A 17,287-nucleotide genomic window follows, 5' to 3' on the forward strand; every position below is an offset into this window, starting at 1 on the left:
GCGGCCACGAAGCGTGGTATATGACGGTGTGCTCACCGTCGGTTCCACCTCACGGTCCCCGGTGGTCCTGGACGCCCGCGCGGCGGCCGTCCAGCGTCCGGGCTGGTGGGGTGAACTGCTGCTCGGGATCGGCCTGTTCGGGATCTACCTGCTGGTCGAGGCGTTCCCGCTGCCGGGCCGCGAACCGCGGGCGCACGCCAACGGCGAGGCGCTGCTGGCGTTCGAACGCTGGATGCACCTGGACTTCGAACTGCCGGTCAACCTGTGGCTCGCCGACCAGGGCTGGATCCGCGTGTTCGCCAACTACGAGTACGCGATCACCTACATCGCGAGCGCGATCATCCTGCTGATCTGGGTGCACGCCCGCCACCCGGTGCACTACCGCTCGGTGCGCAACAGCTTCGTCTGGCTCAACCTGTTCGCGCTCGCCTGTTTCTGGCTCTACCCGGTCGCGCCGCCGCGGATGCTCGAGGGCGCCGGGTTCGTCGACACCGTGCGGCTCGGGCACACGTTCCTGTCCTGGGGCTCGCCGGCGTTGCAGGGCGCCAACCAGCTGGCCGCGATGCCGTCCCTGCACGTCGGGTGGGCGCTGTGGGTCTCGGTGGTCCTGGCGCGCATCCGCGGCGGCTGGGCCGTGCAGATCGTCAGCGCGGTGCACGTCGCCATCACGTTCGCGGTCATCATCGCGACCGGCAACCACTACTGGATCGACGCCGCCGCCGCCGTGGTGTTCATCGCCGCGGCCACCTGGATCGCGCAGGTCGCCCGGCCGGTCGACCGGGTGCCCGCCTCCGACACGTTCTTCCTGCACGTCGAGACCCCGGCCTACCCGCAGCACGTCGGCGGGCTCATCATGCTCGACACCACCGCCAACCCCGCCGGGCCGACCCGGGAGTGGGTGCAGCAGGCCATCCGCGACAAGCTGCCCGAGATGCCCCGCTACGCGCAGCGCCTGTCGGACTACTCGCCATGGCGCCGCCAGCACTGGGTGCCGCACCCGGACATCGACTGGGACTGGCACGTCCCCGACTTCGACCTGACCCGCCCGGACGGCACGCCCGGCGGCATGGGGGAGCTGCACAAGCTCGTCGCGCGGTTCCAGAGCGAGCCGCTGCCGCGGGACCGGCCGCTGTGGCGGTTCGCCGTCGTGCGCGGCGTCGAGGAGAACACCGCCGCGGTGATCTCGCTGGTGCACCACGCCGTCGCGGACGGCATCGGCACGATCAGCCTGATGCTGGAGCTGTTCGACTCGCCGAGCCTGCTCGACGGCCTCAACGAGACCCGGCGGCCGAACGCGCTGCAGAAGGCCGCCGCGGGCGCCGTCGGGCTGGCGCAGCTGGCCACCGACGGGCGGCCCAAGACGCGGCTGCCCGCGGGCGACCCGCCGGACCGCCGCTACGCCACCCTGCAGATCCCGCTCGACGACGTGCGTGAGCTGGCGCGCAAGCACGGGGTGCGGGTCACCGACCTGCTGCTGGGCGGGGTGGCCGGCGCGCTGCGGCGCGTCGCGGTGGCGCCGCTGCCCGAGTCGATGCTGACCTCGGTCACGTTGATGGCCGCCGAGCCGCGGCCCGGCGCCGAGGGCAACGTCACCGCCGCGGTCATGGTGGACATCCCGCTGGGGGACATGCCCGAAGCCGAGCGGCTGAAGCGGATCGCCAGGGCCACCAAGCGGTTGCGCACCGGCACCCGGGTCGTCGCGTCCCGGTTCGTGCAGCACACGCTGGCCGGGCTGATGCCGGCGTTCTTCCACCGCTGGTTCGCGCGGACCGTCTACAACGAACGGTTCTTCAACGGCACCGTGTCCAACATGCCCGGTGCCGCGTGGCAGGTGGACTTCCGCGACTTCCCGCTGCGCACGGCGTTCGCCATCATCCCGCTCGCGCCGGGCACCCCGTTCACCATCGGCGTGCTCGGGTGGTACGGATCGTTCTCGATGAGCGCCACGGTCGACGCGACGCTGGTGGACAGCGTGGACGGCTTCCTCGCCGAATTCCGCGCGGTGCTCGCGGAACTGGCCTGAACTACACGTCGCCGGGGTCCGAGGTGCCCCAGGCGAGGGCGAGCGTGAGGCGGCGGCGGTTGTCCGGATCGTCCAGGCTCTCGCCGAACAGCTCACGCAGCTGGGTCATCCGGTAGCGCACCGTCTGCGGGTGGATGTGCAGTTCCTCCGCCATCGCGCGGCGGTCGCCGAGGTGCCGCAGCCAGCAGGCGAGCGTCTCGCACAACCGCTTGCGCGTCACCGGCCCGAGGTGCGCCAGCGGGGCGAGGCACTGGTGCCGCATCGCGTCGAACAGCTTCGCGTCACGGTGCACGATGATCGAGTCCAGGTGCTCGTCCACGAACACCGGGTCGTCCTCCAGCACGTGCGTGCGGCGCAGCTGCGCGGCCAGCTCGGCGACGTGCATGCTGGCGGGCAGGCGTTCCAGCGGCACCGCGTGCCCGACCACCGCGCCCGCGCCCCGCAGCGCCGACGCCAGCCGCTCCCGCCGCTGCGGCCCGTCCGGATCGGGCACGATGGCGCAGACCAGCCGCTGCCGCCGGACGTGCAGCGACGAGTTCCCGAGCCGCCCCAGCAGTGCGCTGCCGACCGGGTTGTCCGGCTCCACCAGGACGACCGCCGCCTGCCGTGGCAGCGGCCAGTCCACCCGGGCCGCGGCGTCGCGGATCGCGGCGGAATCGGAACGGTCGGACAGCAGCATGTCCGCGAGCTCGTCGCGCAACCGCTCCCGCATCGCGGCGGATTCGGACTGCTCCAGCACGTAACCGCGCGCCGACGCCGAGGACAGCTGGTCCACGAAGATGAACACCGCCTCGGCCAGCGAGGCGAACATGTCGGAGGGGACACCGACCTCGAGCGCGACCTCGGCGACGTGGTGCCACGCCACCCGCGCGCCGATCTGGTACGCCGACAGCAGGCTCGTCAGGTCGCGGCCCTGCTGCCACTGCGCCCGCCCGATCTCCTCGAACAGCGGCTGCTCGCCGAACCGGTCCGCGCCCTGGTCCGCGATGCCGGACAATTCCGCGATGTCCCATTTGGCCATCCGCAGCAGCCGCTGCAGGAACATGTTGGCGGAGACCAGGACCTCGTCCCGTTCGGTGACGATGAACTCCGCGTAGTCCGGCCAGTGCTCGTTGAGCAGCCGCGCCACGTCGTCCAGCATGCGCGGCAGCCGTTCCGAGGTCGCCTTCGCCAGATCGGCCAGCGTGCCGTCGCTGGTCTCCGTGCGTCTGCCCGTCATCTCGTGGACCCCCACTCGCCTGCCCGCGTGCCGTCCATCGTCCGGGTCAATACTGTCAGCTCGTGACAACCGTGGCTTCTCCATTTTTGTTTCCGGAGCGAAGAATTGACCGCGGCCGCGGAGTGATTATGAGGCGATGGCTCCCGCACCCCCTGGTCCCGGCACGGTCGGCGACCGCGTGCTGCGTGAAAAGGAACGGGCCGAGAACTTTCCGGTAGCACTGCGGATACTTCCCCGTGACCTGCGCGCGGACCTGGTGGCGGTGTACGACGTCGCGCGTGTCATCGACGATCTGGGTGACGAGTCAGCAGTCGAGGACCGCACGCCCGGGTTATTGCGATTCCAGCGCGATCTGGAACGTGCCTTTCAGGGGGATCAACCACACGAACGGGTATTGCGTGATCTTCTTCCCGCGATTCACCGGCGCGATCTGGAACTCGACCCGTTCAATCGCCTGGTGCGGGCGAACCTCCAGGACCAGCGCGTCGCGTCCTACGCCACGCAGGCCGAACTGGAGGACTACTGCGTGCTCTCCGCCGATCCGGTGGGCCGGATCGTGCTGCGTGTCTTCGGTGTGCGCGACCCCGTCGCCGAGCGCCTGTCCGACCGGGTGTGCACCGCGCTGCAGCTGATCGAGCACTGCCAGGACGTGGCCGAGGACCGCCGCAACGGGCGGGTGTACCTGCCCAAGGCCGGCCTGGCCGCGTTCGGCGCGACCGAGGCCGACCTGGACGCCACCACGACGAGCCGGCCGGTGCGGCTGGCCGTCGCCGCCCAGACCGCCCGCGCGCTCGACCTGCTCACCGAGGGCGCGGCGCTGCTGGACCGGCTGCACGGCTGGGCGCGGCTCGCGGTGGCCGGCTACGTCGCCGGGGGACTGGCCACCCTCGACGCGCTGCGCCGCGCCCGCTGGGACGTCCTGGCAGGCACCCCGCGCCCGCGCAAGACCGACGTCCTGGCGCACCTGATCGCCCTGCTGGTGCGCCCGTCCGCCCATGTCCGACGGATCCGGGAAGGTGGTCGGCTCAGATGACCACGATCGAACAGGCCTACGCCACCTGCGAGGACATCACCAGGACGGAGGCCCGCAACTTCTACTGGGGCATCCGGCTGCTCACCCGTCAACGCCGCTCGGCGCTGTGCGCGGTGTATGCGCTGGCGCGGCGCGTCGACGACATCGGCGACGGCGACCTGCCGGTCGAGGAGAAGGCCGCGCAGCTGGAGATCGTGCGCAAGGAGCTGGCCGCGCTGGACCGCAGCACCGACCCGGTGATGGTCGCGGTCGCCGACGCCGCCCACCGCTACCCGGTGCCGCTGGAGGCGTTCGAGGAGCTGCTCGACGGCGTCTGGATGGACATCGAGGGCCGCCGCTACGGCACCTTCGACGAGCTGACCGAGTACTGCCGGTGCGTTGCCGGGTCGATCGGACGGTTGTGCCTGGGCGTGTTCGGGCACAAACCGCACCCGCAGGCCGCCCGCTACGCCGACGCGCTCGGCATCGCCCTGCAGCAGACGAACATCCTCCGCGACATCCGCGAAGACCTCCTGAACGGCCGGATCTACCTGCCGACGGAGGACCTCGACGCGTTCGGCGTCGAGCTGCGGATCACCGACGGCGCGCTGGCCGATCCGGACGGCGGCCTGGCGAACCTCATCCGGCACAGCGCGGCCCGCGCCCGCGAGTGGTACGCCGACGGCATGCGGCTGGGCCCGCTGCTGGACCGCCGCAGCGGCGCGTGCTGCCTGGCGATGGCCGGCATCTACCGGCAGCTGCTCGAACGGATCGCCGACGACCCCGCCGCGGTGTACGACAAGCGGCTTTCGTTGTCCGGGCGGGAAAAGCTGGGCGTCGCGGTCCGCGCGCTGGGCGGGCGGGCGGCATGAGGCAGCGGGTCGCGGTCGTCGGTGGCGGTCTCGCCGGGATCACCGCGGCCCTGCGCTGCGCCGACGCCGGGCACGAGGTGACGCTGCTGGAGTCTCGCGGCCTGCTGGGCGGCCTGACGCACTCGTTCACCCGCGACGGCCTGCACGTCGACAACGGGCAGCACGTGTTCCTCCGCTGCTGCACCTCGTACCTGGACTTCCTGCGGCGGCTCGGCGTGATGGACCGCGTGCACCTCCAGCCGCGCCTGGAGATCCCGGTGCGCTCGCCGCGGCTGCGCCGCCCGGTGTGGCTGCGCCGCAACCCGCTGCCCGCGCCGCTGCACCTGGCGGACTCGGTGCTGCGCTACACCCCGCTCGGTCTCGGCGACCGGATGCGCTTCGCCGGCGCCGCGCTCGCGCTGAAGTCGGTCGACCCGGCCGCGCCCAGCTCCGACCGGCGCACGTTCGGCGAATGGCTGTCCGCGCACGGGCAGAGCCGGGACGCGATCACGAAACTCTGGGACCTGGTGGGCATCGCGACACTGAACGCCCCCGCGGAGCGGGCGTCGCTCGGCCTGGCCGCGACCGTCTTCCAGGTGGGCCTGCTGACCGACGCCGACGCGGCGGACATCGGCTGGGCGACCGTCCCGCTGCGGCGGCTGCACGGCGAGCCCGCGCTGGCCCGGCTGACCGAGGCGGGCGCCACCGTCCGGCTCAACGCCAAGGTGACCGGGCTGTCCCGTGCGCACGGCTGCTGGCGGATCGGGACCGACGAGCCGGTCGAGGCCGACCAGGTCGTGCTCGCCGTGCCGCCCCCGGTCGCGGCGAAACTGCTGCCCGAGGGCGCGGTCCGGCTGCCCCCGGACTTCGCCGGTGAGCTGGGCAGCTCGCCGATCGTCAACGCGCACGTCGTCCTCGACCGCCCGGTCACGGACGAGCCGTTCTTCGCCGTCGTCGACTCGCCGCTGCAGTGGGTGTTTGACCGCACCGCCTCGGCCGGTCTCGACCGTGGCCAGTACCTGGCGATCTCGCTGTCCGCGGCCGAGGAGGAGATCGACCTGCCGGTGCGGGCGCTGCGGGAACGCCTGCTGCCCGCGCTGCGCGAGGTGCTGCCCGCCGCCCGCGGCGCGGAGGTGCTCGACTTCTTCGTGACACGTGAACGGCACGCCACGTTCCGTCCCGCGCCGGGCAGCGCGGGACTGCGCCCGCAGGCCCGCACCCGCGCCCCGGGGCTGGTCCTGGCGGGCGCGTGGACCGCCACCGGGTGGCCGGCGACCATGGAGGGCGCCGTGCGCAGCGGTGAGGCGGCCGCCCAAGCCGTGCTCGGGGTCTCCACAGGGGCGCCGGGCCGATCGGAAGGGATACCCGCATGACCGCTGTACTCGATTCCCTGCAGCAGGGCAGGCAGGCCGTCCTGCCCGCGATGCGGGCCGCCGTCGACCGGCTCGACCCGGCCAGCCGCGCCATCGCCTACTACCACCTCGGCTGGACCGACCTGGACGGCAACCCGACCTCCGGCGGCGGCAAGGCCGTGCGTCCCGCCCTGGCGCTGCTGTCCGCCGAGGCCGCGGGCGCGCCCCCGGCCACCGGGCTGCCCGGCGCGGTCGCGGTGGAACTGGTGCACAACTTCTCGCTGCTGCACGACGACCTGATGGACGGCGACACCGAGCGGCGGCACCGGCCGACCGTGTGGGCGGTGCGCGGCGCGGCCAGCGCCATCCTCACCGGCGACGCGATGCTCGCCCTGGCCAACGAGGTCCTGCTGGACGCCGAGGGACCGGGCGCGGTCGCCGCGGCGCGCCTGCTGTCCGAGGCGGTCGGCGAGCTGATCCGCGGCCAGGTCCTCGACGTCGCCTTCGAGCAGCGCGACGACGTGAGCCTCGACGAGTGCCTGGACATGGCGGGCGGCAAGACCGGCGCGCTGCTGTCCGCCAGCTCCGCGATCGGCGCCGTGCTCGCCTGCGCGCCCGCCCGCACGGTCAGCGCGCTCGCCGAGTTCGGCGCCGACCTCGGCCTGGCGTTCCAGCTCGTCGACGACGTGCTCGGCATCTGGGGCGAACCGTCGGTCACCGGCAAACCGGTGCACTCCGACCTGCGGGCCCGCAAGAAGAGCCTGCCGGTCACCTACGCCGTCACCCACGGCGGCGCGCCCGGCCGGGAGCTCGCCGCGTGGCTGACCGACGGCGACGTCGCCGACGACGCGGCCGTGCGCCGCGCCGCCGACCTGGTCGACCTGGCAGGCGGCCGCGCGTGGGCGCTGGAGGAAGCCCACCGCCGGATGGCGGCGGGACGGCAGAAGCTCGAGGACGCCGAGGTCCCGGGACGGGTGCGCGAGGAACTGCTGGCCCTCGCGCGGTTCATCGTGACCAGGGAGGCCTGAATGACGCAGACCGCTGACCCGGCGGCGAGATCCGCCGCCGGCGCCGCCGAGACGCTGGACCGCGCTGTCGCCCACCTCAAGGGGCTGCAACGCGACGGCGGCTGGTGGAAGGGCGAGCTGCAGACCAACGTGACCATGGACGCCGAGGACCTGCTGATGCGGGAGTTCCTCGGCATCCGCACCGCGCGCGAGACCGAGGAAGCCGCGCGCTGGATCCGCTCGCAGCAGCGCGCGGACGGCACCTGGGCCACCTTCCACGGCGGCCCCGGCGACCTGTCGACCACGCTGGAGGCGTGGGTCGCGCTGCGGCTGGCCGGTGACTCGCCGGACGAGCCGCACATGCGGCGGGCCGCGGAGTTCGTCCGCGCAGGCGGCGGAGTCGAGGCCAGCCGCGTGTTCACCCGGATCTGGCTGGCGCTGTTCGGGCTGTGGTCCTGGGACGACCTGCCGAACATGCCGCCCGAGCTGGTGCTGCTGCCGTCCTGGGTGCCGCTCAACGTCTACGACTGGGGCTGCTGGGCGCGGCAGACCGTGGTGCCGCTGACCGTGGTCAGCACCCTGCGGCCGGTCCGCCCGCTGTCGTTCGGCATCGACGAGCTGCGCACCGGGGTCAAGCGCGGCGGCGGGCTCGTCGCGCCGTGGACCTGGTCCGGCGCCTTCCACTACCTCGACAAGGCCCTGCACCTCTACGCCAAGGTCGCGGTCAAGCCGGTGCGGGAGTTCGCGATGCGGCAGGCCGCGGAGTGGATCCTGGCCCGGCAGGAGGCCGACGGCGGGTGGGGCGGCATCCAGCCGCCGTGGGTGTACTCCCTGCTCGCGCTGCACCTGCTCGGCTACTCGCTGGACCACCCGGCGATGCGCGCGGGCCTGCAGGGCCTGGAGGGGTTCCTGATCCGCGAGGAGACGCCCGAGGGCACCGTGCGGCGGCTGGAGGCCTGCCAGTCGCCGGTGTGGGACACCGCGCTGGCGATCACCGCGCTGCTGGACGCGGGCGCGCCCGCCGACGACCCGCACGTGCTCAAGGCCGTCGACTGGATGCTCGGCGAGGAGATCACCGTGCGCGGCGACTGGGCCGTGCGGCGGCCCGGCCTCGACCCGGGCGGCTGGGCGTTCGAGTTCGCCAACGACCTCTACCCGGACACCGACGACACCGCGGAAGTCGTGCTCGGCCTGCGCCGCGTCGCGCACCCGGACCGGGAGCGGCTGTCCGGAGCGCTGGACCGCGCCGTGGCGTGGGTGACCGGCATGCAGTCCCGCGACGGCGGCTGGGGCGCGTTCGACGCCGACAACACCCAGGAGCTGACCACCAAGCTGCCGTTCTGCGACTTCGGCGCGGTGATCGACCCGCCGTCCGCGGACGTCACCGCGCACGTGGTCGAGATGCTGGCCAAGGAAGGCAAGGCCGGCAGCCGGGAATGCCGCCGCGGCGTGAAATGGCTGCTGGACCACCAGGAGCCCGACGGGTCGTGGTTCGGCCGCTGGGGCGCCAACTACGTGTACGGCACCGGCGCCGTCGTGCCCGCGCTCGTCGAGGCGGGGGTCCCGGCGTCGGCCACCGCGATCCGGCGTGCGGTGCGGTGGCTGGCCGAGCACCAGAACGCCGACGGCGGCTGGGGTGAGGACCTGCGGTCCTACCGCGACCCGTCGTGGGCCGGGCGCGGTGAGTCGACCGCGTCGCAGACCGCGTGGGCGCTGCTGGCGCTGCTCGCCGCGGGGGAGCGGGACTCCGAGGTGACCGCGCGCGGCGTCCGGTGGCTGGCCGAGACCCAGCGCCCCGATGGCACGTGGGACGAGCCGCAGTTCACCGGCACCGGCTTCCCCGGCGACTTCTACATCAACTATCACCTGTACCGGCTGGTGTTCCCGGTGACCGCGCTCGGCCGGTACCTGGAACGGTCATGAGCGGCGTCGTGGTCGCGCCGATGCGCGTCGAGGCTTCCGCGCTGCGGACGCCGGGCCTGGTCGTGCTGCGTGGCGGGATGGGACCGCGCCGCGCGGCGGAATCGGCCCAGCGGCTGGCCGCGGCCGGGCGGCCGGTCCTGGTCGCCGGGGTCGGCGGGGCGCTGGTGCCGGAGGCGCGGCCGGGCGACCTGGTGGTGGCGACCGAGATCGACGGCCCGGACGGGCGGGTGCCGCTGCACTCGGCGCCGGTGCTCGCCGCGGCGTTGCGGCGGCTCGGGTTGACCGTCCACCTCGGACCGATCGCGTCCGCGCCCTCCGTCGTGGACGGTGCGGAACGGGCCAGGTATGCGCGGAACGGCGCGCTGGCCGTCGACATGGAGTCCGCGGAGTTCGCTTCCCTGGCCGGCCCGGTCGCGGTCGTGCGGGCCATTGTGGACACCCCGGACCAGCCGCTGTGGCGGCCGGGCACGGTGCTGCGGGGCCTGACCGGCCTGCGGTCGCTACGGGCCGCGGTCCCCGCGCTGCGCGAGTGGTGCGAGGCGGCGGGGGAGGGCGAACTGCTGCTCGCCAGCCCACGCTCGTTCTGCGCCGGCGTCGAACGCGCCATCGAGATCGTCGAGCGGGCGCTGGAGCGGTACGGCGCGCCGGTCTACGTGCGCCGCCAGGTGGTGCACAACGCGCACGTGGTGCGGCGGCTGGAGGCGCTGGGCGCGGTGTTCGTGCAGGAGGTCGAGGAGGTGCCGCGCGGCGCGACGACGGTGCTGGCCGCGCACGGCGTCGCCCCGGTCGTGCGCGCCGCGGCGGAGGCACGGGACCTGCGGGTGATCGACGCGACCTGCCCGCTGGTGATGAAGGTGCACACCGAGGTCAAGCGCTACACCGGCCGCGGTGACACGGTGTTCCTCATCGGGCACGCCGACCACGAGGAGGTCGAGGGCACGGTCGGGGAGGCGCCGGAGCGGATCGTCGTGGTCGAGGACGCCGAGGCGGCCGCGCACGTGCGGGCGCCCGAGGGCGGCGTGGCCTACGCGATGCAGACCACACTGGCCGTGGACGAGGCGGAGGAGATCGCCTCGGTGCTGCGCTCGCGGTTCCCCGGCATCGAGGGCCCGCGGCGCGACGACATCTGTTACGCCACCACCAACCGCCAGCGCGCGGTGACGGCGGTGGCCGAGGAGGCGGACCTCGTCCTCGTGGTCGGCTCGGCGAACTCGTCCAACTCGTTGCGCCTGGTGGAAGTGGCGCGGCGGCGGGGAACCCGGGCCAGGCTCGTCGACGACGTGTCCGAAGTGGACCTGCGCTGGCTGGCCGGGGCGAAGCGGATCGGGATCACCGCGGGCGCCTCGGCCCCACCGGACCTGGTGGCGGAGCTGGTGCGGTGCCTTCGCGGGCTGGGCCGGTCGACGGTGACCGAGAGCGCGGAGGCCGTTGAGGACGTGGTTTTCACACTACCCCGGGAGGTGAGCTAGACCATGGGCATGCCATTACGCCAGTCGATCCGGCTGGGTGCGTTCCTGGCCAAGCAGAAGCTGCTGCGCAAGGAGAAGTTTGCGATCCTGGTCGAGCTGGAACCGTTGTTCGCGTGCAACCTCAAGTGCGGTGGCTGCGGGAAGATCCAGCAGCCCGCGCACCTGCTGAAGCAGCGGATGCCGGTGCAGCAGGCCGTGGGCGCCGTGGAGGAGAGCGGCGCGCCGATGGTGTCCATCGCCGGCGGTGAGCCGCTGATGCACCCGCAGATCCACGAGATCACGCGGATCCTGCTGGAGCGCAACAAGATCGTGTTCCTGTGCACGAACGCGCTGCTGCTGCCCAAGCACATCCACAAGTTCAAGCCGCACCGCAACTTCACCTGGATGGTCCACATCGACGGGCTCGAGGAGAAGCACGACGCGTCGGTGCGCAAGGAGGGCGGTTTCCAGGCCGCGGTCGAGGCGATCCAGCTCGCGAAGTCCAAGGGCTTCAAGGTGATGACGAACACGACGTTCTTCAACACCGACACCCCGCAGGACGTCATCGACGTGCTGGACTACCTCAACGACGTGGTCAAGGTCGACAACATGCAGCTCTCGCCGGGGTACGCCTACGAGAAGGCCCCGGACCAGGAGCACTTCCTCGGGGTGCAGCAGACGCGGGAGCTGTTCTCCAAGGCCTTCGCCGACGGGCGCCGCAAGAAGTGGCGGCTCAACCACTCGCCCGTGTTCCTCGACTTCATCGAGGGCAAGCGGGACCTGGAGTGCACGCCGTGGGGGATCCCGTCGTACTCGCTGCTGGGCTGGCAGCGGCCGTGCTACCTGCTCGACGACGGCTACGCCAAGACCTGGCGGGAGCTGATCGAGGAGACGGAGTGGGACAAGTTCGGCCGCGGCAAGGACCCGAGGTGCGCCAACTGCATGGCGCACTGCGGCTACGAACCGACGGCCGTGATCGCGACGACGAGCAGCCTGAAGGAGACGATCCGCGCCGCCGTGAGCGTGTAGGTCTTCCGGCCCCGCCTCCTCGTCGGGGGGCGGGGTCAGCTCTCGAAGAACTGGTGGTCCACGGCGATGCGCCCGTCCGCGGCGAGGGTCAGGATCTCCAGCCCGGTGCTGCGCGCCTGCCCGGTGCCGTCGACGAGCTCCCAGTTGAACTTGACGGTGTCGCCGAGCTGGTCGGTGTTCCCGCGGGCGGCGAGCGTGACGCCGGCGGGCGCCAGGAAGTCCTCGTGGCCGCGGCGTACGCGCTGTTCGATGGCGGCGTGACCGCGGGCCGCCAGGACCGCTCGGTCAAATCCGAGGGCCGTTGCCCGGTCCCGCATCTCCCGGGGCGGTTGCAGCAGGTGCACGCCGTCCTCGGACCACAGCAGCTCGATCAGCTTCCGGCGCGCGCTCGCGTCGGTTTCGTTCCACAGCGCGACATAGCGTTCGACGAGATCCATGGTGGCAGCTTCGCCGCAGCCGGGACCGCGGACAATTCCCGCGCGGGTATCAGGGGCGCGCCGCGGCCCACTCCGGGTAGCCGTCCTCCAGTCGGGCCGCCTGGCGGCCGGCCGCGGTCAGCAGCCGGACCGCTTCGTCCGCGTAGACGCAGTACGGGCCGCGGCAGTAGGCGACCACCTGGGCGCCGTCCGGGACCTCCGTCAGCCGCGTCCGCAGTTCGCCGATCGGGATCGACACCGCGCCCGGGATGTGGCCCGCCGCGAACTCCGGGGCCGGGCGCACGTCGAGCACCACCACATCGCCGTCGCGGAGCCGCCGGTCCAGTTCGTCACGCGTGATGGTGTCCAGGCCGGACCGGTCGCCGACGTACTCCTCGGCGAGCCGGGCCAGGCCCTCGACGTGCTGCTCGGCCGCCGCGCGCATCGCCAGCCACAGCTGCGCCACCGCGGCGCCGGCCAGCGAGTAGAACACCCGCGTGCCCTCCCGGCGGGTCCGCACCAGGCCGGATCGCAGCAGCCGCTGCAGGTGCTGGGAGGTGTTGGCCACCGACTGGCCGATCTCGGCGGCGAGCTCGTCGACCGGCCGCTCACCCTGCGCGAGCACGTCCACCAGCTCCGCGCGCCGCCCGCTGGCCAGCGCCTTCGCGGTCTCGGCCAGCGCGTCGTACAGCTCGCTCTTCGCGGCTCGATCACCCATGCGACCAGCATATTCAAGAGAACTCTTGACAAGCAACACAGCACGGGTCTCTTATTCAAGAAGACACTTGAACAAGCGCGGAGGTGCGCGATGACCACCGGCGTGGACACCCGGGCCCTGGAGACCCGGGTCAAGCGGATGTACGAACTGGTCACGATGGAGCCGCTGCGGCCGCGCGGCCGGCCGGCCGTCGCCGACATCGTCAGCGAACGGCCGCTGCCGGAATCCGCGGTGTGCAACGCCGACCCGTGGGCCTCCGGCATCGGCGGCGCCACTCCACGGGACCACTACCGCGACGCCGCGCGAGCTACGGCGTGCGCAGCGTTTCCGAGCTGGCAAGCAAACCCCGGCGGTGACCGATCATGTCCACTGTAGACGTCCTGCCGCTCGTGGACGAAGGGCTCGGCAACTCCGCCTACCTGGCCGACCTCGGTGACGGCCGGGCGCTGGTCGTCGACGTGAGCCTGGACCTGCGGGCCGCCCGGCGCGCGGCCGCGCGGCGCGGTCTGCGGCTCGCCTTCGCCGCCGACACCCACCTGCACGCCGACTTCGTCTCCGGCGCCCGGCAGCTCGCGGCCACCGACGGCGCCCGCGTGCTCGCCTCGGCCGCGGGGCGCCGCGAGTACCGCCACGACGGCCTGCGCGACGGGGACGAAACCGACCTCGGCGGGCTCCGCCTGCGCGCCCTGTTCACCCCGGGCCACACCCACGAGCACCTGTCGTTCCTCCTGCTCGACGGCGCCGCCCCCGTCGGTGTGTTCACCGGCGGCTCGCTGATCGTCGGGGCCGCCGCCCGCACCGACCTGGTCCACCCGGCCCTGACCGACGAGCTGGCCCGCCGCCAGTACGCCTCCCTGCGGCGGCTGGCGAGCCTGCCGGACGAGGTCGCGGTGTGGCCCACCCACGGCGCCGGCTCGTTCTGCTCCGCGCCGCCGGGCGCACGCCGCACCAGCACCATCGGCGCCGAGAAGGCGACGAACTCGTTGCTGCGCGTGGAAAACGAGGACGCCTTCGTCGCCGCGCTGCTGGGGTCGCTCGGCAGCTTCCCGTCCTACTTCCGCGAACTGGCCGACACCAACCGCCGCGGCCTGGTCCTGCCGGGCGATCCGGTCCTGCCCGGCCTCGACGTGGACCGGGTGCGCGCGCTGGCCGCCGACGGTGCGGTGGTCGTCGACGCCCGCCCCGCCGCCGACTTCGCCGCCGGTCACGTGCCCGGTGCGCTGTCGATCCCGCTGCGCCCGGCGTTCGCGTCCTGGCTCGGCTGGCTCGTGCCCGCTGATCGCCCGATCGTGGTCGTGCGCGGCGGCGACCAGGACCCGTCCGAAATCGCCTGGCAGGCGGTCAAGATCGGCCGCACCGGCCTGGCCGGCGAGCTCGACGGCGGGCTCGCCGCGTGGACCGCGGCCGGGCAGCCGGTGCGGCGCACGCCGGTCGTCACGGCCGACGGGATCGGCGGGCGGCCGGTGCTCGACGTGCGCCAGGACGCGGAGTTCGCCGCAGGCCACCTGCCCGGCGCCCGGCACCGCGAGCTGGGCCGCCTCGACGGGCGCGAGCTGCCGCGGGAACCGCTGGTGGTGATGTGCGGCCACGGTGAACGGGCGATGAGCGCCGCCAGCCTCCTCGAACAGGCCGGCCACCGGGACGTCTCGGTGGTGCTGGGGGGCGGGCCCGCGGACTGGGCCCGCGCGACCGGGAAGGCGCTGGTGACCGGCGCGTGACGGTCCGGCTGGGCCTGCGGGCCAACCTCGCCCAGTTCAGCCTCCTGGTCGCGGTCAACGCCCTCGTCGGCGGGGTGCTGGGCCAGGAACGGACCGTCCTGCCGCTGCTGGCGGGCCCGGTGTTCGGCCTGACCGGCTACACCGTCCTGCTCACCTACGTGCTCGCGTTCGGCCTCACCAAGGCCGCCGCCAACTACCTGGCCGGCACCCTGTCCGACCGGTACGGGCGCAAACCCGTGCTGCTGGCCGGGTGGCTGATCGCCGTGCCGGCGCCGGCGCTGCTCGCCCTCGCCCCGGACTGGGGCTGGATCGTCGCCGCCAACGTCCTGCTCGGCCTCAGCCAGGGGCTGACCTGGTCGACCACCGTCATCATGAAGATCGACCTCGCCGGCCCGCGGCGGCGCGGCCTCGCGATGGGACTCAACGAGGCCGCCGGGTACGGCGCGCTGGCGATCACCGCGGCCGCCACCGGCTACCTCGCCGCGCGCCACGGTCTGCGCCCCGCCCCGTTCCTCCTCGGCGCGGCCTATGTCGCGCTGGGCCTCGGCCTGACCGCGGTGTTCGTGCGGGAGACGCGCGGCCACGCCCGCTTCGAGTCCCGCGGCCACGCCGCCGGGGGAGAACTGAGCGGCTGGGCCGTGTTCGCCCGCACCAGCGTGCGTGACCGCGCGTTGTCCGCGGCCAGCCAGGCCGGGATGGTCAACAACCTCAACGACGGCCTCGCGATGGGCCTGTTCCCGATCCTGTTCGTCACCGCGGGCCTGTCCGTGGCCGGCGCCGGCGTGCTCGCCGCGCTCTACCCCGCGGTCTGGGGCGCCGGGCAGCTCGTCACCGGCCCGATGTCGGACCGCTGGGGCCGCAAGCACCTGATCACCGCGGGCATGCTGGTGCAGGCCGCCGCGCTCGGGCTGACCGCGCTCGCCTCCGGCTTCGCGACCTGGGCGGTGGCGATGGTGCTGCTCGGCGCGGGCACCGCCATGGTCTACCCGACGCTGCTCGCGGTGGTCGGCGACGTCGCCCATCCGGCGTGGCGGGCCCGTGCCGTCGGCGTCTACCGGCTCTGGCGCGACAGCGGATTCGCGGTGGGGGCGGTGGTGTCCGGGCTCGCCGCCGACCTGTGGGGCGTGCGGGCGGCGGTGGCGGTCGTCGCCGCGCTCACCGCCGCCTCCGGCATCGCGGTCGCGATCCGCATGCCCGAAACCCACCCCGCCTGACCTACGGGATCAGCAGCACCTTGCCCGTGGTGCGGCGGCCCTGCAGGTCCTCGTGCGCCTTCGCGGCGTCCGACAGCGCGTACTTGGCGCCAACGCGGACCTTGAGCGCGCCCGAGGTGACCGCCTCGAAGAGCTCGTTCGTGCGCCACTCCAGCTCGTCGCGCGTGCGCACGTAGTGGGCCGACGTCGGGCGCGTCAGGTAAACCGAGCCCGCCGCGTTCAGCCGCTGCGGGTCGACCGGCGGGACCGGCCCGCTCGCCGCCCCGAACAGCACCAGGAACCCGCGCACCCGCAGGCTCGCCAGGCTTCCGTCGAAAGTGGACTTGCCGACCCCGTCGTACACCGCGGCCACACCTTCGCCGCCGGTCAGTTTCCGGACCTCCTCGGCGAAATCGACCTGGTCGTACCGGATCACCTCGTCCACACCGGCCTCCCTGGCCAGCGCCGCCTTCTCCGCGGTCGAGACCGTGCCGATCACCCGCGCGCCACGCGCCTTGGCCAGCTGCGTCAGCAGCAGCCCGACGCCGCCCGCGGCCGCGTGCAGCAGGATCGTGTCGCCCTCCTGCACCTCGTACGTCGACCGCACCAGGTAGTGCGCGGTGACGCCCTGCAGCATCGTCGCCGCGGCGGTCTCCAGCGACACGCCCTCGGGCACCGCGACCGCGGCGCTCGCCGGGATCCGGGCCTGCTGCGCGTACCCGCCGAGCACGCCCTGCCACGCCACCCGGTCACCGGCCGCGAAGCCCGTCACGCCCTCGCCGGCCGCGACGACCGTTCCGGCGCCCTCCATGCCCAGCGTCACGGGCAGGTCGATCTTGTAGATCCCGCTGCGCTGGTAGGTGTCGATGTAGTTCACGCCCGCGGCGGCGACGTCGACCAGCAGCTCACCCGGCCCGGGATCGCCGACCTCGACCTCACCGGCCTCCAGCACCTCGGGTCCGCCGGTCCGCCGAATCTGCACTGCCGTGGGCATCGCCTGTGTCCTCCTGACGTGGTCGGGTTCACCTCGCACAACCGGGTGGGTCGCGCGGATCTTCCCTAAGATGCCGACATGGCTGAAGAGACCGAGGCACCGGCGCCCACCGCCAAGCAGCTTACGACCGCCCGCCGCTTCGTCGCCGAGCACGGCAAGCCGGCGAAGGCCGTCGTGGAGAACATCGGCCGCGCCGGGGCGCGCGTGGTGCTCGTCGGCCACGACGGCGCGATGGGCGACGTCGTCGTCCCGTCCGTGGCGACCGGGCAGAAGCTCGTCGAGGCCGTGGCGGATCTGGAACCGGCCGAGTGGGACGCCGAGACCGTCAACTCCACGCAGATCGGGCCCGGCCACCGTCGCCGGATGGCCGGGCACGCCCTGTAG

General features: G+C 73.3%; 16 protein-coding genes. 12 read left to right on the forward strand and 4 right to left on the reverse strand.

Annotated features, from left to right (window positions below; translation table 11 throughout):
• Positions 1–61 precede the first annotated feature (61 nt).
• Positions 62–2,023, forward strand: coding sequence for a phosphatase PAP2 family protein (locus ACCP09_RS32765; protein WP_433752618.1), 1,962 nt, complete (start codon positions 62–64; stop codon positions 2,021–2,023).
• A 1-nt stretch (position 2,024) separates the two neighbouring features.
• On the opposite strand, the gene ACCP09_RS32770 is transcribed toward ACCP09_RS32765, so the two are convergent.
• Positions 2,025–3,242, reverse strand: a complete 1,218-nt coding sequence (locus ACCP09_RS32770; RefSeq protein WP_378332331.1) for a PucR family transcriptional regulator — start codon at positions 3,240–3,242, stop codon at positions 2,025–2,027.
• Between the two features lie 136 nt (positions 3,243–3,378).
• Between ACCP09_RS32770 and hpnC the strand changes: the two genes are divergently transcribed.
• The 7 genes from hpnC to hpnH are packed head-to-tail and all read left to right on the forward strand — an operon-like array spanning position 3,379 to position 11,864.
• A complete protein-coding gene (gene hpnC / locus ACCP09_RS32775; protein WP_378332332.1) occupies positions 3,379–4,275 on the forward strand; it encodes a squalene synthase HpnC in 897 nt (298 codons plus the stop codon).
• Complete coding sequence (gene hpnD, locus ACCP09_RS32780; RefSeq protein WP_027928747.1) at positions 4,272–5,126, forward strand: presqualene diphosphate synthase HpnD; 855 nt, start codon at positions 4,272–4,274, stop codon at positions 5,124–5,126. Before hpnC ends, hpnD begins: the two co-directional genes overlap by 4 nt.
• Positions 5,123–6,478: a hydroxysqualene dehydroxylase HpnE gene (gene hpnE, locus ACCP09_RS32785; RefSeq protein ID WP_433752621.1), complete on the forward strand. Its 1,356-nt coding sequence runs from the start codon at positions 5,123–5,125 to the stop codon at positions 6,476–6,478. The genes hpnD and hpnE overlap by 4 nt, the downstream gene beginning before the upstream one ends.
• Positions 6,475–7,485 (forward strand): polyprenyl synthetase family protein, encoded by a 1,011-nt coding sequence (locus ACCP09_RS32790; protein ID WP_027928749.1) that lies wholly within the window; start codon positions 6,475–6,477, stop codon positions 7,483–7,485. Before hpnE ends, ACCP09_RS32790 begins: the two co-directional genes overlap by 4 nt.
• Positions 7,486–9,387 (forward strand): squalene--hopene cyclase, encoded by a 1,902-nt coding sequence (gene shc, locus ACCP09_RS32795; RefSeq protein WP_433752623.1) that lies wholly within the window; start codon positions 7,486–7,488, stop codon positions 9,385–9,387.
• The gene (gene ispH, locus ACCP09_RS32800) at positions 9,384–10,856 is read left to right on the forward strand and encodes a 4-hydroxy-3-methylbut-2-enyl diphosphate reductase (RefSeq protein WP_433752625.1); all 1,473 of its coding nucleotides are present in this window, start codon (positions 9,384–9,386) and stop codon (positions 10,854–10,856) included. The genes shc and ispH overlap by 4 nt, the downstream gene beginning before the upstream one ends.
• 3 nt (positions 10,857–10,859) lie before the next feature.
• On the forward strand, positions 10,860–11,864 hold the full coding sequence (gene hpnH, locus ACCP09_RS32805; RefSeq protein WP_017983007.1) for an adenosyl-hopene transferase HpnH: 1,005 nt from the start codon (positions 10,860–10,862) through the stop codon (positions 11,862–11,864).
• Positions 11,865–11,899: 35 nt separating this feature from the next.
• Here hpnH and ACCP09_RS32810 read toward each other — a convergent pair whose 3' ends face one another.
• Together ACCP09_RS32810 and ACCP09_RS32815 are read right to left on the reverse strand one after the other, a co-directional pair.
• Positions 11,900–12,301 (reverse strand): hypothetical protein, encoded by a 402-nt coding sequence (locus ACCP09_RS32810; protein ID WP_378332336.1) that lies wholly within the window; start codon positions 12,299–12,301, stop codon positions 11,900–11,902.
• Between the two features lie 49 nt (positions 12,302–12,350).
• Positions 12,351–12,998: an ArsR/SmtB family transcription factor gene (locus ACCP09_RS32815; RefSeq protein ID WP_433752628.1), complete on the reverse strand. Its 648-nt coding sequence runs from the start codon at positions 12,996–12,998 to the stop codon at positions 12,351–12,353.
• 90 nt (positions 12,999–13,088) lie between these two features.
• Between ACCP09_RS32815 and ACCP09_RS32820 the strand changes: the two genes are divergently transcribed.
• The 3 genes from ACCP09_RS32820 to ACCP09_RS32830 are packed head-to-tail and all read left to right on the forward strand — an operon-like array spanning position 13,089 to position 15,930.
• A complete protein-coding gene (locus tag ACCP09_RS32820) occupies positions 13,089–13,373 on the forward strand; it encodes a hypothetical protein (RefSeq protein ID WP_433752630.1) in 285 nt (94 codons plus the stop codon).
• Positions 13,361–14,716 (forward strand): MBL fold metallo-hydrolase, encoded by a 1,356-nt coding sequence (locus ACCP09_RS32825; protein ID WP_433752632.1) that lies wholly within the window; start codon positions 13,361–13,363, stop codon positions 14,714–14,716. Before ACCP09_RS32820 ends, ACCP09_RS32825 begins: the two co-directional genes overlap by 13 nt.
• Positions 14,713–15,930, forward strand: a complete 1,218-nt coding sequence (locus tag ACCP09_RS32830; protein ID WP_433752634.1) for an MFS transporter — start codon at positions 14,713–14,715, stop codon at positions 15,928–15,930. The genes ACCP09_RS32825 and ACCP09_RS32830 overlap by 4 nt, the downstream gene beginning before the upstream one ends.
• 1 nt (position 15,931) lies before the next feature.
• Here the strand turns inward: ACCP09_RS32830 and ACCP09_RS32835 are convergent, their stop codons facing one another.
• The gene (locus tag ACCP09_RS32835; RefSeq protein ID WP_027928757.1) at positions 15,932–16,903 is read right to left on the reverse strand and encodes a quinone oxidoreductase family protein; all 972 of its coding nucleotides are present in this window, start codon (positions 16,901–16,903) and stop codon (positions 15,932–15,934) included.
• Between the two features lie 78 nt (positions 16,904–16,981).
• On the opposite strand from ACCP09_RS32835, the gene ACCP09_RS32840 reads away from it, so the two are divergent.
• Positions 16,982–17,287, forward strand: a complete 306-nt coding sequence (locus tag ACCP09_RS32840; protein WP_027928758.1) for a hypothetical protein — start codon at positions 16,982–16,984, stop codon at positions 17,285–17,287.

The sequence above is a fragment of the Amycolatopsis sp. 3B14 genome (assembly GCF_050958625.1).
Classification (GTDB): domain Bacteria; phylum Actinomycetota; class Actinomycetes; order Mycobacteriales; family Pseudonocardiaceae; genus Amycolatopsis_E; species Amycolatopsis_E thermoflava.